This window comes from Arthrobacter sp. M4 (genome assembly GCF_020251205.1).
Lineage (GTDB): Bacteria > Actinomycetota > Actinomycetes > Actinomycetales > Micrococcaceae > Arthrobacter.
The window spans coordinates 18,270-31,650 of the sequence record NZ_JAIWYX010000028.1 but is presented as its reverse complement, the minus strand read 5'-3'; the positions used below and the strand labels follow the sequence as shown (position 1 = coordinate 31,650).

Below are 13,381 nucleotides of genomic sequence, written 5' to 3'. Positions count from 1 at the left end.
AATCGCCCGCTGCGTGCCACGGGTTGGCGGTGCAACAGCTGACACAGTCAATCAGGGACGCGCGTGAGGAACTGCTGACCGGTAGTGCCTAGGTGATGTCCTGCGTCCTAGCGAAGCGGGCAATCGCGCGCTGCGTTCCGCGGTTGGCCAGGACCTGGATAACGGTGCTGACGATCGAGGAGATCAGCGCAAAGGTAAGGGCCGAACGTAGGCTCGTGGGAGTGTCGTCTTTGCCCGTTGGCGGCTTGTTGCCCGTGGTCTTCTCCCACACTGAATTGACGATCTTGGTGCCGATGAGTCCTGCAACAATACTGACCACTGCCCCGAACAGCTTGATAAGCACGTTCATTCCGGTCTCCTTCGATGACGAAAACGGGACTTGCCCCGGCCTTGCGTTCCAACTCAGCCTAGCCCCTTGCCCCGCAGGAATTCCTGAAGCGCCCCAGCCGCGGGATGCACCGGCACGATGTCCCGGTTCACGGACCGCACGGCAGCAACGGAACCCAGGCCTAGGATCTCGCGCAATAGGACCAGCGTGGGCGGCATCAGGCGCAGGGTAAGGGCGGCTTCCTGTTCCAGGATTTCCCGCACCGGCATCCAGTGCGACGACGATGCCTCAGTGGTCTGGTGCATCGGCTCTAGCTTGGGGCTGGGCGACGCGATGTAGAAGAAGGTATCAAAGCGTTTGGGCTGGTCCGGCGGGGTGACCCAATTGGCCCAGGGCAGGAGATCCTCGGGCTCCAGGGCAATGCCTGCTTCCTCGAAGACCTCGCGGCGGGCAGCCGCGAGCAGGGTGCCGGCGTTGGCAGCGGCGGTGTCGCCGTCGTCGTCATTTTGGCTGCTGAGGTGCCAAGCTTCGGCATGGCGGCGCAATAACTCCGAGGGAAAGTCCTGGGCCTGCCGGTCCACTTCGTCCACCCTGCCGCCGGGGAACACGACCATTCCTGCGGCGAAGTCCATGGTGGAAACGCGGTGCTGCACAAACACCTCGGGCCCGTTGACTCCATCCCGCAACAGGATCACGCTCGCAGCGAGCCTCGGTTCGCTCGACATGGTGCTCTCCCTCCCTCGCGAGATGCCATTTAATGGCAATGTTCCTGCCCAACATTGCCATTAAATGGCAATTCGCGTGGTGGGTGGGCCCGTGCAGCACGCCCTCCGAAAGCCCGCCGGGTGTAAACTGGACCTCGCCCACAAGGGCAAATGACAACGACAGGGGAGCGCCGCCGTCGGACATTGCCAGAAGGAGGCAGTGACGGAGGGGCGCTGAGAGTGCGGCCAACCGCAGACCCTCGAACCTGATCCGGCTAGTACCGGCGCAAGGGAGTCGAGTTCTCAGAGTGTCCGGGAACCGGCGCGGCGCAAGCCGCACGGAGGCAGCCGGGAGCACTTTCCCCTCCTGTTTCCCAGGAGGACATCATGACTGACATTTCAGCCAGCACCGCCCGTCCCAGCTACAACTGGCGTGTTGTTGACATCGTGGTGGCGGCGCTCATCGCCGTCGCTGGTGGCGTGATTTTCTGGGCCTGGTCCCAGGGCGCCAACCTTATTTCCGCTCCCGCCAACGCCGTGTACCCGCCGCTGACCGGCCTCTACATCGGCGGCTGGCTCATCCCTGCCGTTCTGGGCATGCTGATCATCCGTAAGCCAGGCGCGGCACTTTTCTGTGAAACCGTTGCGGCCACTGGGGAACTCATCATGGGTTCGCAGTATGGCACCACCGTGCTGATTTCCGGTGTCCTTCAGGGCCTCGGGGCCGAATTGGTGTTCGCTGCGTTCCTGTACAAGAGGTTCAACCTGACCACCGCCCTGCTCGCAGGTGCCGGTGCGGGCCTGTTCGGCGGCCTCAACGACTGCTTCTCGCCGTGGGGCTGGAACATCGCCTACCCGGCAACGGACAAGCTGGTGTACATCATCTTCTGCGCGATTTCCGGCGCTATCATCGCCGGCGCCCTGTCCTGGATCGCTACACGCGGGCTTGCCAAGACCGGCGTGCTGAGCTCGTTCGCCTCCCGCAAGGCGGCAACGGAGCCTGCGTTCTCCTGATGGGGGCTGCTGATACCGGCGTTCGGCCGGCTGCCGTCACTGCCCAGGGCTGGGGGTGGAGGCATGCCGGCCGCACGCAACCGGCCGTTCGTGGCTTGGACCTTGACATCCGGCCCGGTGAGCGTGTGCTCCTTCTGGGTCCCTCGGGTTCGGGCAAATCGACGCTGCTGCACGCCCTCGCCGGGGTGCTGGGCGGGGAAGAGGACGACGCCGACGAGACCGGCTCGCTGCTTGTGGACGGGGCGGCCCCCCGTTCCCGCAGGGGCCGTGCCGGCCTTATGCAGCAAGACCCCGAAACGCAGGTGGTGCTGTCCCGCCTGGGCGACGACGTGGCCTTCGGCGCCGAGAACCTTGCCGTGCCCCGCGATGAGATCTGGACGCGTGTGCATGAGGCGCTCGAAGACGTCGGGCTGGGCCACTTGCCACTGAACCACCCGACGTCGGCCCTGTCCGGCGGGCAAAAGCAGCGCCTAGCGCTGGCCGGAATCCTGGCGATGCGGCCCGGGCTTATCCTCCTCGACGAGCCGACCGCCAACCTCGACCCAGCGGGCGTCCTCGAGGTGCGCGACGCCGTCGGCCGGTGCTTGGACAAGACCGGCGCCACACTCATTGTGGTGGAACACCGGGTGGCGGTCTGGAAGAACATGGTGGACCGGATTGTGGTGCTGCAGCCCGGGTCGTCGGGGCAGGACGCAGTGTTCCTGGACGGTCCGCCGGATCGGGTGCTGGAGCAGGCACGGAAGATGCTTATCGCCGCCGGAGTGTGGGTTCCGGGGTATGTCCCCCCAACCCGGTCACGGCTGGACGAGCAGAACAGTTCGCGCCTGTTGCTTTCTGCCCAGGACCTTGCAGTCTCCCGTGAAACCCCGCGACGTCGGGGATTCCGCACCATCGCCCCGGAACCAGTGCAAGTCGGCATCGAGGCCGAGGTTAGGGCCGGCCAGGCGTTGACGGTCACAGGACCCAACGGCGCCGGGAAATCAACTTTTGCCCTGACGCTGGCGGGTCTGCTCAAACCAGTTGACGGCACCGTGACCGCAAGCAATGACCTCAGCGACGGCGGCGGCCCGGACCCCTACAGCTGGAAGGCCGATCGGCTAATCTCCCGCATCGGCACCGTGTTCCAGGAGCCCGAGCACCAGTTTGTGACCGCCAAGGTGCTGGACGAGTTGATGTTTGGACCGCGACACCTGGGCCGCGGCAGCGAACGGGTTGACGAACTTTTGGAACGGCTGCGCCTTGGCAAGCTGGTGGACGCCAATCCCTACACTCTGTCCGGGGGCGAGAAGCGGCGGCTCTCCGTAGCCACCGTCCTCGCAGCACATCCGAAAGTCCTGGTCCTGGACGAGCCGACGTTCGGGCAGGACGCGGCCACGTGGGCGGAGCTCGCGTCCTTCCTGTCGGAATTGCTGGACGAAGGAACGGCCGTGGTGTCAGTGACCCACGACCAGGAATTCAGTGCGGTCCTCGGTGGCACCGAGCTTCGGCTGGGGCCGAGCGAACCCGCGACCGCCAGGACCGAGGCAGGTGCCGCATGAGGCAGGAACTCACACTCCACGGAAACACTGCCCTGCTGACCCGCGCCAACCCACTGGCCAAGTTCGTGGCCGTGTTCCTCATCTCCATGGTCCTGGCGCTCTCCATTGACTGGGTCTCCGCGAGCGTTGCGCTGCTTGCCGAGCTGGCGCTGTTTCCGTTGGCGGGACTCACGTTGCGGCTTGTGTGGCAGCGCGGCTGGCCGCTGATCCTGGCCGCCGCCCTGGGCGGCTGGAGCACGGCGATCCTGTCGGCCGACAGCGGAAGCGTGCTGCTCGACGTCGGCGTCTGGTCAATCAGCGAAGGCTCACTCACGCTGGGACTCGGGTTTATGCTCCGGGGCCTGGCGATCGCGATGCCCGCGGTCCTGCTGATGAGCTGCACCGACCCCACGGACCTCGCCGATGCCCTGGCGCAGAAAGCCAGGCTGCCACACCGTTTTGTGCTGGGAACCCTGGCCGCGCTGCGGCTGGTGGGCCTTATGGCCGAAGAGTGGCAGACCATTGGCATGGCCCGGCGCGCCCGTGGCGTTGGCTCCCATGGCAACCCGATGCAGCGGCTCCGCGCGACGCTCGGCCAGAGCTTCGGGCTGCTGGTCCAGGCGATCCGCCGCGCCTCCCGGCTAGCCGTCACCATGGAAGCCCGTGGTTTCGGAGGCAACACCAGGACCTGGGCACGGGAATCCACCTACTCTGTCCTTGATATTTGGGTAGTTTTGGGGGGAGTGCTGATCGCGGCTAGTGCTGTGCTGTCCGCTGTGAGCGCCGGAACATGGTCCTTCGTGTGGCTTAGCCGCAACTGAAACCGTTTGACGGGAGAACCCGGTGGCTTTTGACGTTCGTGAACTCACCCTGCCCATTGTTGGCGCGCCGATGGCGGGAGGGCCGTCGACGCCGGAACTCGCCGCAGCGGTCACCAACGCCGGAGGTCTGGGGTTCCTGGCCGCGGGGTACAAGACTGCCGAGCAATTCGCTGCCCAAGTGGCTGCGGCCAGGAAACTCACGTCGGGCCCGATCGGAGTAAACCTCTTCGTGATGTCGGCCAACCAGACCCGTTCCAAAGACCTCGAGGCCTACGGCCGCGAACTGGAGGACGAGGCGAAGCGGTACGGTGCCGCCGTCGGGGAGCCGCGCTGGGACAACGACGCGTGGGAGGACAAGCTCCGCGTTGTCATGGAACAACTGCCCGACGTCGTATCCTTCACCTTCGGCTGCCCGGACGCGGGGACGCTTCGGGCGCTCAACGACGGCGGCGTCGTGACCGCCGTGACGGTGACCAGCGCCGCGGAGGCGCGGATTGCGGAAAAGAACGGCGCGCTCGCCCTGGTGGTGCAGGGCCCCGAAGCGGGCGGTCACCGGGGAACGTTCGACGCCGACGCGGAGCCGGACTCGACGCCACTCCTTGAGTTGCTGGCTGAGGTCGCCCGCATCACTGACTTGCCGCTCATCGCCGGCGGCGGGGTCGCCACGCGCCGGGATGCTGCCGCCGTCGTCGACGCCGGTGCTGCCGCCGTCCAGCTTGGCACGGCCCTTCTGCTGGCCGAGGAGGCCGGGACGAATCCGGTTAACCGTACCGCTTTAGTTGATCCCGCCTTCACGGAAACCGCGACAACACGTGCATTCACCGGCAGGGTCGCACGGGGCCTGCGAAACCGGTTCATGGATAGTCATCCAACCGCACCCGCCGCCTATCCCCAGGTGCACTACATGACCTCGCCGTTGCGTGCCGCCGCCGCGGCGCGGGGCGACGCTCAAGGGGTCCACCTTTGGGCCGGCACGGGTTTCAGGGAGGCACGGCAGGCGTCCGCCGCGGAGATCCTCGCGGAGCTGACGCCTTAGGACGTTTCTGTGCGCTAGCTCCCGGTTTCCTCCGGATCTTCCCTCGCCCTGCGCTCGACGGGATTTTCAGGGTTTTCCTCGGGGATGAAATCGGGATCAACCTTGGTGTCCAGTTGCTCCTCGCCCTGGCCCGACGCCGGCTCCCCTTCGGAGGGCTCCTTATTCTCCAAGGGATCCCCGGGCTTGTCCTGCTTACTCATGGGTTCACGCTAGCCCCGCCCAAAGCCTGTGTCGAGGAGCTAACCAATCAGCAGGGCCCCAAGCAGCCCGGTGATTCCGACGACGGCAGTTGAGCCGGCAGCCAGGATCACCGGTCGCAGCCCGCGCCTTAGCAACGAGCGGAGGCGCACGCCGCAACCGAGGGCGAACATCGCCGCTGTGAGCAGGAACCGCTGCAGCAGGGAAGCCGAGTCCACAACTTCCGCCGGAATCGGAAGCCAGGTGCGGGCTGCCACCATCAATAGGAATCCGAGGACAAATAGCGGCACAAGCGGAGGTCGCCTACCTTCGCGCCCGTCCCCAGTCCGCCAGGACAGCAGGGCAGCAACTGGCGCCAGCATCAGGACCCGGGCCAGTTTCACGGTCACCGCCACGGCCAACGCACTCCCGCCGATGATTCCACCCGCGGCCACGACCTGTGCCACCTCGTGGATTGAGGCGCCTGCCCAGATGCCCGACGCCGCCGAAGACAGCCCCAGCACTCCACTGAGCCACGGCAGCAGCGGGATCATTGCCGTGCCGAAGAGCACCACGAGCGCCACAGCGGTGACGGTGTCGTCGTCGTCCGCGCCTACGGAGCGTTCCACGCCCGCAACTGCGGCAGCGCCACAGATGGAAAAGCCGCAGGCAATCAGCAGCGACTGCTTCCGTCCGACGCGCAGCGCCCGGCCCAGTGCCAGGGTGGACAGGATTCCTACGCCAACTACAGTGACGGCGAAGACCGGAACGCCCCAGCCTAGGGCGCCGAGCTCCTGAAGGGACAACTGCAGGCCCAGCAACACGATGCCGATGCGAAGCACTCGACGCGCCGCCACTTCAAGTCCAGGAGTGAGGACGTCCGGCAGCCAGCCGAGATTACGCGCCAGCGCACCGGCTGCGATAGCCAGCAACACGGGACTGAGCAGCGGGAAGGCCAGTCCGAGGACCATGGTGGCTGCGGCGGCGGTGCCGGCGAGGAGGAGGCCCGGCAGTATCCGCGACGATGGCAACCTCAGCGCAGGGTCGATTGCTGGGGCAGAAGAGGTCATGGTTCCATGCTTCCTGCCGCGACGCGGGCGCAGTAGACGGCACTTTGGCATGAAGCCATATGCTGGTGATATGAGCGTCCAGGACTGGGATCTGAGGCATTACCGGCTGCTGCACGCACTCGCGGCGCAGGGCAGCATCGGCGGTGCGGCGCGGGCTACAGGCGTGGCGCAGCCCAACGCCAGCCGCATGCTGGAACAAATGGAACGCTCGGCGGGTTTTCCCTTGGCCCACAGAACGGCGCGCGGGACGGGCCTCAGCGACCAGGGCCGCGTCCTGGCCGGACTGGCGGCTGAGGTCCTGGAGGCCAACGATCACGTGCTCCGTGCTGTCGAAGCCTTGCGCAGCGGTTCTGCAGGGACACTGCACGTTTGTGCAAGCATGACCGTTGCCGAGCACCTGATGCCGCTGTGGCTGGCAAGCGCCCAGCAGCGGATGCCCCACACCAAAGTGGCCCTCGACGTCGGCAATTCGGATGCGGTGTTCGAGCGCTTGGCGAGCGGGGCAGCCGAGTTGGGTTTCGTCGAGGGACCTACGGTGCGGACGGGCTTCCGCTACTTGGACGCTGCACGCGATGAACTCGCTGTAGTGGTTCCCATTGGTCATGCGTGGGCTAAACGCGGCAAGGAGGTTCCCGCCGCGGAGGTGGCGGCCGCCGGACTGGTGGTTCGCGAACCTGGGTCCGGGACCCGGCAGACCGCAGACCTCGCGCTGGACCCTTACGGGGCGGGTCCGCGGTACGAAGTGGGCAGCAACGCCGCGCTTGTGGCGAGTGTCGCGGCTGGGCTTGGGCCCGGCGTCGTCAGCAGATTGGCCGTGGAGCACCTGCTGCGAACGGGCAGCCTGGTGGAGGTCGACGTCGAAGGCTTGCGTTTGGGCCGCACGCTGCGGGCCGTTTGGCCCGCCGGAACAACGCTTGGCAAGGGGGCAGCGGAGTTTTTGGCTCTGGCTTTGGAAGCGCCGCATCCTTATCGCATGAAGTGAATAACATGTGACTCTTCTCGCGATAATGGCGTTTCTTCGCGGCCCCTTAGATCATTAGTGATATTTTCTCGACATGACGCAACCTACTGCTGAACACGTCGGCCTGCTCCTGAGGGATGCCCGCACGGAAAAGGGCTGGACCCAGGGACAGTTGGCATCTGCGCTCGGGACCAGCCAAAGCGCCATCGCCCGGATGGAACAGGGCAAGCAGAACTTGAGCCTCAAGATGATCGAGCGACTGGAAAGCATCTTCGGCCGTTCCATCGTCAAAGTGGGGCGTCCGCAGATGACACATCTTCGGGTCGAGGGCGGAAGGACGCTGTCCGGCGCCGTGGATGTCAACAGCAGCAAGAACGCCGGGGTTGCCCTGCTATGCGCCAGCCTCATCAATCGAGGGACCACCACGCTTCGACGGCTAGCCCGCATCGAGGAGGTCAACCGGATTGTGGAGGTCCTCTCCTCCATCGGCGTCGAGTGCACATGGCTCAACGACAATGACCTGCGGATTCGGCGCCCTGACGTCCTGGAACTCGACTCCATGGATGTGGATGCCGCCCGCCGCACGCGGTCCGTCATTATGCTGCTGGGTCCGCTGCTGGATGAGTCCTCGGAGTATCGCTTGCCGTATGCGGGAGGCTGCGACCTGGGCACTCGCACAGTGGAGCCGCACATGCAGGCGCTGCGCCAATTCGGCCTGTCCGTCGAGGCCAAGTCCGGCTTTTACTCCGTGCAGGCTCCACCGGCCGACGCCGTGGACCGGTCGTTCGTCCTCACCGAGCGCGGCGACACTGTGACTGAGAACGCCATCATGGCTGCTGCCCACCGCTCCGGCACCACCGTCATCCGGAACGCGAGCCCCAATTACATGGTCCAGGACCTCTGCTTCTATCTGCAGGGCCTCGGCGTGAAGATCGACGGCGTCGGCACCACCACGCTACGGATCACCGGCCGCCCGGGTATCGATGTGGACATCGAGTACTTCCCCTCGGAGGACCCCATTGAGGCCATGAGCCTCATCACCGCCGGCATCGTGACCAACTCCGAGGTGACCATCCGGCGCGTACCCATCGAGTTTATGGAAATCGAACTGGCTGTCCTGGAGCAGATGGGACAGAAGTTGGAGATCTCCGGCGAGTACAAGGCCCGCAACGGTCGCACCCGCCTTGTGGACGTCACCACCATCCCCTCCGCGCTGACCGCGGCGACAGATAAGATCCATCCGATGCCTTTCCCTGGGTTGAACATCGACAACCTGCCGTTCTTCGCGGTGATCGCTGGTAATGCCCAGGGCCAGACGATGATCCACGACTGGGTGTATGAAAACCGGGCGATCTACCTGACGGAACTAAACCGCCTGGGCGCCCAGGTCCAGTTGCTGGATCCGCACCGGATCTACGTCAACGGCCCCACCAAATGGCGCGCCGCCGAGGTGGGCTGTCCGCCTGCCCTGCGCCCCGCAGCCTGCATCCTGCTGGCGATGCTGGCCGCCCGGGGTGTCTCGGAACTGCGCAACATCTACGTGATCGAGCGCGGCTACGAGGACCTGGCGGAGCGGCTCAATGCCATCGGAGCCAAGGTGGAGTACTTCCAGGACTAGTTTCCCCGCTGCACTGTATTCTGCTATGCAGAATTAATGTCGCTTCGCTCGTTGCCCTCCTGTGCGCGAGATGGCACTTAATGCCAATAAAATCCGCTGGGATTGCCATTAAGTGTCATCTCGGCGGAGTAGTCCGGGCGGCTGCGATTCTGCATAGCAGAAAGTCCTGCCGATGTTTTGTGGCTGACGACACCATGGTTGTCATGGCTTACATTTCTCCGGCGGTCGACGAAGACGCCGAGCGGCATGCGCCGGATAACGGCGCCGCGGAATTCCTGTCCAGAAAGACCTCCACGATGGCGGTCATCCTGTGCTGGTTGTTGGTTGTCTTCGACGGCTACGACCTCATCGTCTACGGCACGGTCCAATCCACCCTGATCAACGGAACGGACTGGGGCCTGACCAAGGGCACCGCGGGGACCATCGGCTCGCTGGCCTTCCTCGGCATGCTCATCGGCGCAATCTTCGCCGGCAGGCTCGCTGATGCGCTGGGCCGCCGACGGACCATCCTGATGTGCGCCGTGGCGTTCTCGCTCCTCTCGGCCCTCTGCGCTTTCGCCCCCAACGCGTGGGCCTTCGGGCTACTCCGGCTGCTCGCCGGTATTGGCCTCGGCGGTCTGGTGCCGTCCGCCAACGCACTGGTGGCCGAACTGGTGCCCGACCGCTGGCGGTCCGCCGTAGCCACGCTGATGATGTCCGGAGTGCCGCTGGGCGGCACCGCCGCTGCGTTGGCCGGGATTCCCCTCATCCCCACGTTCGGCTGGTCGATCATGTTCCTGATAGCCGGGCTGGCCCTTGTGTTGGTTGTTCCGCTGGCTTGGAAGTTCCTGCCGGAAACCGCCGCGCCGAAGGTCACAGCGACCACCAGGAATGGCTTCGGCATCTTGCTCCGGGCACCCTACCTTGGCGCCAGTTCGCTCTTCGCCCTCGCCACCCTGGCCACGCTCTTCGCCTGGTACGGTCTGGGCACCTGGCTCCCCAACCTCATGCAACTGGCAGGCTACAACCTCGGCTCCGCCCTCACGTTCGCCCTCGCCCTCAACCTTGGTGCCGTGGCTGGCTCGGTCATCACGGCGTGGGCTGGCGGACGCTTCGGACCGATTCCGACGGCGATTGGCGCCGCAGCCTGCGCTGCGGTCGGGCTGGCAGTCATCATGACCGGCCCGGACGTCGTCGTCGTCTATCTCATGCTGGTCCTGGCGGGCATCGGCACTCACGGGACGCAGTGCCTCATCATCGCGGCAGTCGCCAGCCATTTCCCTGGACATCTTCGCGGCACTGCCCTCGGCTGGGCGCTGGGCGTTGGCCGGATCGGCGCCGTGGCCGCACCGCAACTGGGTGGCCTTCTGCTGGCCGCCGGACTTGGCGTCAATTCCAATTTCATCGCCTTCGCCGCGGCGGCGGCCCTGGCAGCCCTGCTGCTGGGAACCATCGCCGTCCGCGTCCGGGCAACATCCACCATCCTTGAAGGAAAAGCATCATGACAAACAATGAACAATCAGATGTACTCGTCGTCGGGGGCGGCATGGCGGGACTCGCCGGCGCACTGGCCATGCGGTCCAACGGTGCCCGCGTCACCCTACTGGAACAGGCGCCCGAGTTCGGCGAAGTGGGCGCAGGCCTGCAGTTGGCCCCCAATGCCACCCGGATCCTCCAGCGTTGGGGCCTGTTGGACAAGGTGATCGAGGTTGGCGTGAAGCCCAGGAACATCGTGTTCCGTGACGCCGTGACCGGCGAAGAGCTCACTCGCCAGGTCTTGGGCGGCGAATTCGAGGAACGGTATGGCGCCCCCTACGTAGTGGTCCACCGCAGTGACCTGCACCGCGTGCTGCTGGAAGCCTGCCGCGAGGCTGGCGTCGAACTCATCAACAACGTCCGCGTCGAATCAGTGGAGACGGTAGCCACTGCGGCGGGTGCCGCCGTCGGACGCGTCAGGAGTGCCGGCGGCGAGGTTTACACTGCCGACGCCGTCCTGGCAGCGGACGGGCTGAAATCGGCCCTGCGGGCCGCAGTCTCCACCGACACGCCGATCGGTTCTGCCTATGTGGCGTACCGCGGCACCGTTCCGATCACCAAGGACACCCCGGCAGCCGACCTCGAGGACGTCATTGTGTACCTCGGCCCGGACTGCCACCTAGTGCAATACCCTCTGCGCAAAGGCGAACTCCTCAACACGGTGGCCGTGTTCAAGTCACCGTCGTTCGCCCGTGGCGAGGAGCAGTACGGCGGAGTGGACGAGCTGGAGGAGGCCTACCGCGATTGCGTCCCGCAGGTGAAGGCGGCGCTGGCCAACCTGGGCAAGAACATCCGCTGGCCCATGTACGACCGCGAACCGATCACCGAGTGGGTCAACGGCCGCACCGTACTAATCGGCGACGCAGCCCATCCGATGCTTCAGTACCTTGCCCAGGGCGCATGTCAGGCCCTCGAGGACGCCGCCGTCCTGGAGGACATCACCAACGCAAGGGTGTTCCGCGGCGGTGACGCCGACGATACAGCCTGGGACGCTGCGCTCGCCGAGTTCGCCGCCGCCCGCGCGCCGCGGACGGCCCGCGTCCAACGCACCGCGCGCGTCTGGGGCGAATCCTGGCACGTTTCCGGCGTCGGGCAGGTGCTGCGCAACCTTCTCTTCAAGGCACGGCGCGGCAGCGATTTCCACTACACCGATTGGCTGTACGGTCACGGCACCGAGAGCAAAGCGCACCGCACCGAGAGCAAGGCAGCGGCATAACGACGTCGGTCCGGCCCACCGGAGGGAGTGATGGGCCGGACCGTCGCTGTTTGAAGAATAAGCCGGAATGGTATGCCGAAACCCGAGTGGCCTGTACTCGAATTTCCTGTGCAGAATGGAGCCATGCGGACCTTTGGGGTAGAGGAAGAGCTGCTCATCGTCGATCCGGACACCGGAGCGCCGCTGGCGTTGGCCGATGCCCTGCTCAGGGACAGCGCTTCACCCAGCCAGGAGTGGTCCAGCGCCAACCTTCAGGTAGAAGACGAGCAGGACGAAAACGACTCAGACGGCCCGCAGACCGGCATGAGCCACGAGCTCAAGTTGGAACAAATCGAAACCCAGACCCGGCCCTGCCGACGCCACGCGGAACTCCTGCACCAGATCCGGCTGGGACGCTCCATGGCGGACGAGTCGGCCCGCCGTCACGGGGCCCGGATCGCAGCGCTGGCAACCAGCCCCCTGGATGCCCTGACGCACACCACGCCCGACCCGCGCTACGCGGTGATGATGGAGCGCTTTGGCCTCACGGTCCACGAACAACTCACCTGCGGCTTCCATGTCCACACGGCCGTTGACACCTCCGAGGAAGGTGTGGCCGTTCTGGACAGGATCCGGGACAAACTCGCCGTGCTGACCGCACTATCGGCGAATTCGCCATATTGGCACGGAGTGGAGACCGGATTCGAGAGCTACCGCACGCAGGCCTGGAACCGCTGGCCTACATCGGGCCCTTCAGCTGTGTTCGGATCGGAGGCCAATTACCGCAACGTGGTGAGCAGGCTTATCGGGACCGGCGTGTTGTTGGACGAAGGCATGATCTATTTCGACGCACGCCTCTCCCGGCACCATCCAACAGTTGAGGTTCGCGTGGCAGACGTGTGCCTGAGGGCCGAGGATGCCGCACTGATCGCAGTGCTGGTGCGCGCGCTCGTGGAGACAGCTGCCCGAGAGTGGCAGGCCGGCAAGGAACCGTCCACTGTGCCCACAGGCCTGCTGCGGCTGGCGTCCTGGCAGGCCAGCAACTATGGACTGCAGACGGAATTGCTGGACTTCAGGACTTTCCGCCCGGCGCCAGCGGCCGACGTCGTATGGTCCCTGGTGGAGTATCTGTCACCTGTCCTGCAGGAACAAGCCGAACTGGATGTCGCCAAAGCCGGCGTGTCGGCAATCCTGCAACGCGGCTCTGGCTCCGTGGAACAGCGGGAGGCGGCTAAACGGGCCAGGGCAGCGGACCCGGACCTCGACGACGGCGGGCTGGCCGCCGTCGTCGCGCACGCGGTACGTCTCACCATGCGCGGAGCCGACGACGAAGTGGACACCCGTCCGCAGCCGGTCCTCACCTGGGTCCGCCAGAACTGGCCTGAGACCTAGATCTGCCTGCCTAGATCTGCCTGCCTAGATCTG

The 13,381-nt window shown here is 65.5% G+C and carries 13 protein-coding genes and 1 riboswitch; of the genes, 9 read left to right on the top strand and 4 right to left on the bottom strand.

Annotated features, from left to right (window positions below; all coding sequences use genetic code 11):
- Positions 1-88: 88 nt before the first annotated feature.
- On the bottom strand, positions 89-349 hold the full coding sequence (locus LD110_RS22670; RefSeq protein WP_225502202.1) for a DUF4235 domain-containing protein: 261 nt from the start codon (positions 347-349) through the stop codon (positions 89-91).
- Positions 350-402: 53 nt separating this feature from the next.
- A complete protein-coding gene (locus tag LD110_RS22665) occupies positions 403-1,053 on the bottom strand; it encodes an NUDIX domain-containing protein (RefSeq protein WP_225502201.1) in 651 nt (216 codons plus the stop codon).
- A gap of 151 nt (positions 1,054-1,204) precedes the next feature.
- Positions 1,205-1,343, top strand: a riboswitch (TPP riboswitch).
- Between the two features lie 76 nt (positions 1,344-1,419).
- On the opposite strand from LD110_RS22665, the gene LD110_RS22660 reads away from it, so the two are divergent.
- The 4 genes from LD110_RS22660 to LD110_RS22645 are packed head-to-tail and all read left to right on the top strand — an operon-like array spanning position 1,420 to position 5,420.
- A complete protein-coding gene (locus LD110_RS22660; RefSeq protein ID WP_225502200.1) occupies positions 1,420-2,046 on the top strand; it encodes an ECF transporter S component in 627 nt (208 codons plus the stop codon).
- On the top strand, positions 2,046-3,584 hold the full coding sequence (locus tag LD110_RS22655; RefSeq protein ID WP_225502199.1) for an ABC transporter ATP-binding protein: 1,539 nt from the start codon (positions 2,046-2,048) through the stop codon (positions 3,582-3,584). The genes LD110_RS22660 and LD110_RS22655 overlap by 1 nt, the downstream gene beginning before the upstream one ends.
- The gene (locus LD110_RS22650; RefSeq protein ID WP_225502198.1) at positions 3,581-4,384 is read left to right on the top strand and encodes an energy-coupling factor transporter transmembrane protein EcfT; all 804 of its coding nucleotides are present in this window, start codon (positions 3,581-3,583) and stop codon (positions 4,382-4,384) included. Before LD110_RS22655 ends, LD110_RS22650 begins: the two co-directional genes overlap by 4 nt.
- Before the next feature lie 22 nt (positions 4,385-4,406).
- Positions 4,407-5,420, top strand: a complete 1,014-nt coding sequence (locus LD110_RS22645; RefSeq protein WP_225502197.1) for a nitronate monooxygenase — start codon at positions 4,407-4,409, stop codon at positions 5,418-5,420.
- 14 nt (positions 5,421-5,434) lie between these two features.
- On the opposite strand, the gene LD110_RS22640 is transcribed toward LD110_RS22645, so the two are convergent.
- Together LD110_RS22640 and LD110_RS22635 are read right to left on the bottom strand one after the other, a co-directional pair.
- Complete coding sequence (locus LD110_RS22640; RefSeq protein ID WP_225502196.1) at positions 5,435-5,620, bottom strand: hypothetical protein; 186 nt, start codon at positions 5,618-5,620, stop codon at positions 5,435-5,437.
- Between the two features lie 39 nt (positions 5,621-5,659).
- On the bottom strand, positions 5,660-6,667 hold the full coding sequence (locus LD110_RS22635; RefSeq protein ID WP_225502195.1) for a YeiH family protein: 1,008 nt from the start codon (positions 6,665-6,667) through the stop codon (positions 5,660-5,662).
- Between the two features lie 70 nt (positions 6,668-6,737).
- Between LD110_RS22635 and LD110_RS22630 the strand changes: the two genes are divergently transcribed.
- The 5 genes from LD110_RS22630 (at position 6,738) to LD110_RS22610 (ending at position 13,348) form a co-directional block, all read left to right on the top strand.
- Positions 6,738-7,649, top strand: a complete 912-nt coding sequence (locus LD110_RS22630; RefSeq protein ID WP_225502194.1) for a LysR family transcriptional regulator — start codon at positions 6,738-6,740, stop codon at positions 7,647-7,649.
- A gap of 73 nt (positions 7,650-7,722) precedes the next feature.
- Positions 7,723-9,246, top strand: coding sequence for a UDP-N-acetylglucosamine 1-carboxyvinyltransferase (locus tag LD110_RS22625; RefSeq protein ID WP_225502193.1), 1,524 nt, complete (start codon positions 7,723-7,725; stop codon positions 9,244-9,246).
- A 203-nt stretch (positions 9,247-9,449) separates the two neighbouring features.
- Positions 9,450-10,730, top strand: a complete 1,281-nt coding sequence (locus LD110_RS22620; protein ID WP_374200383.1) for an MFS transporter — start codon at positions 9,450-9,452, stop codon at positions 10,728-10,730.
- Complete coding sequence (locus tag LD110_RS22615) at positions 10,727-11,977, top strand: FAD-dependent oxidoreductase (RefSeq protein WP_225502192.1); 1,251 nt, start codon at positions 10,727-10,729, stop codon at positions 11,975-11,977. The genes LD110_RS22620 and LD110_RS22615 overlap by 4 nt, the downstream gene beginning before the upstream one ends.
- Before the next feature lie 123 nt (positions 11,978-12,100).
- A complete protein-coding gene (locus tag LD110_RS22610) occupies positions 12,101-13,348 on the top strand; it encodes a glutamate--cysteine ligase (RefSeq protein WP_225502191.1) in 1,248 nt (415 codons plus the stop codon).
- The last annotated feature ends 33 nt before the right edge of the window (positions 13,349-13,381 follow it).

What these genes read in the sequence shown, in the direction of transcription:
- LD110_RS22670 (WP_225502202.1), bottom strand. Translation starts at nt 349, where the DNA reads ATGAACGTGCTTATCAAGCTGTTCGGGGCAGTGGTCAGTATTGTTGCA.
- LD110_RS22665 (WP_225502201.1), bottom strand. Translation starts at nt 1,053, where the DNA reads ATGTCGAGCGAACCGAGGCTCGCTGCGAGCGTGATCCTGTTGCGGGAT.
- LD110_RS22660 (WP_225502200.1), top strand. Translation starts at nt 1,420, where the DNA reads ATGACTGACATTTCAGCCAGCACCGCCCGTCCCAGCTACAACTGGCGT.
- LD110_RS22655 (WP_225502199.1), top strand. Translation starts at nt 2,046, where the DNA reads ATGGGGGCTGCTGATACCGGCGTTCGGCCGGCTGCCGTCACTGCCCAG.
- LD110_RS22650 (WP_225502198.1), top strand. Translation starts at nt 3,581, where the DNA reads ATGAGGCAGGAACTCACACTCCACGGAAACACTGCCCTGCTGACCCGC.
- LD110_RS22640 (WP_225502196.1), bottom strand. Translation starts at nt 5,620, where the DNA reads ATGAGTAAGCAGGACAAGCCCGGGGATCCCTTGGAGAATAAGGAGCCC.
- LD110_RS22635 (WP_225502195.1), bottom strand. Translation starts at nt 6,667, where the DNA reads ATGACCTCTTCTGCCCCAGCAATCGACCCTGCGCTGAGGTTGCCATCG.
- LD110_RS22630 (WP_225502194.1), top strand. Translation starts at nt 6,738, where the DNA reads ATGAGCGTCCAGGACTGGGATCTGAGGCATTACCGGCTGCTGCACGCA.
- LD110_RS22625 (WP_225502193.1), top strand. Translation starts at nt 7,723, where the DNA reads ATGACGCAACCTACTGCTGAACACGTCGGCCTGCTCCTGAGGGATGCC.
- LD110_RS22620 (WP_374200383.1), top strand. Translation starts at nt 9,450, where the DNA reads ATGGCTTACATTTCTCCGGCGGTCGACGAAGACGCCGAGCGGCATGCG.
- LD110_RS22615 (WP_225502192.1), top strand. Translation starts at nt 10,727, where the DNA reads ATGACAAACAATGAACAATCAGATGTACTCGTCGTCGGGGGCGGCATG.
- LD110_RS22610 (WP_225502191.1), top strand. Translation starts at nt 12,101, where the DNA reads ATGCGGACCTTTGGGGTAGAGGAAGAGCTGCTCATCGTCGATCCGGAC.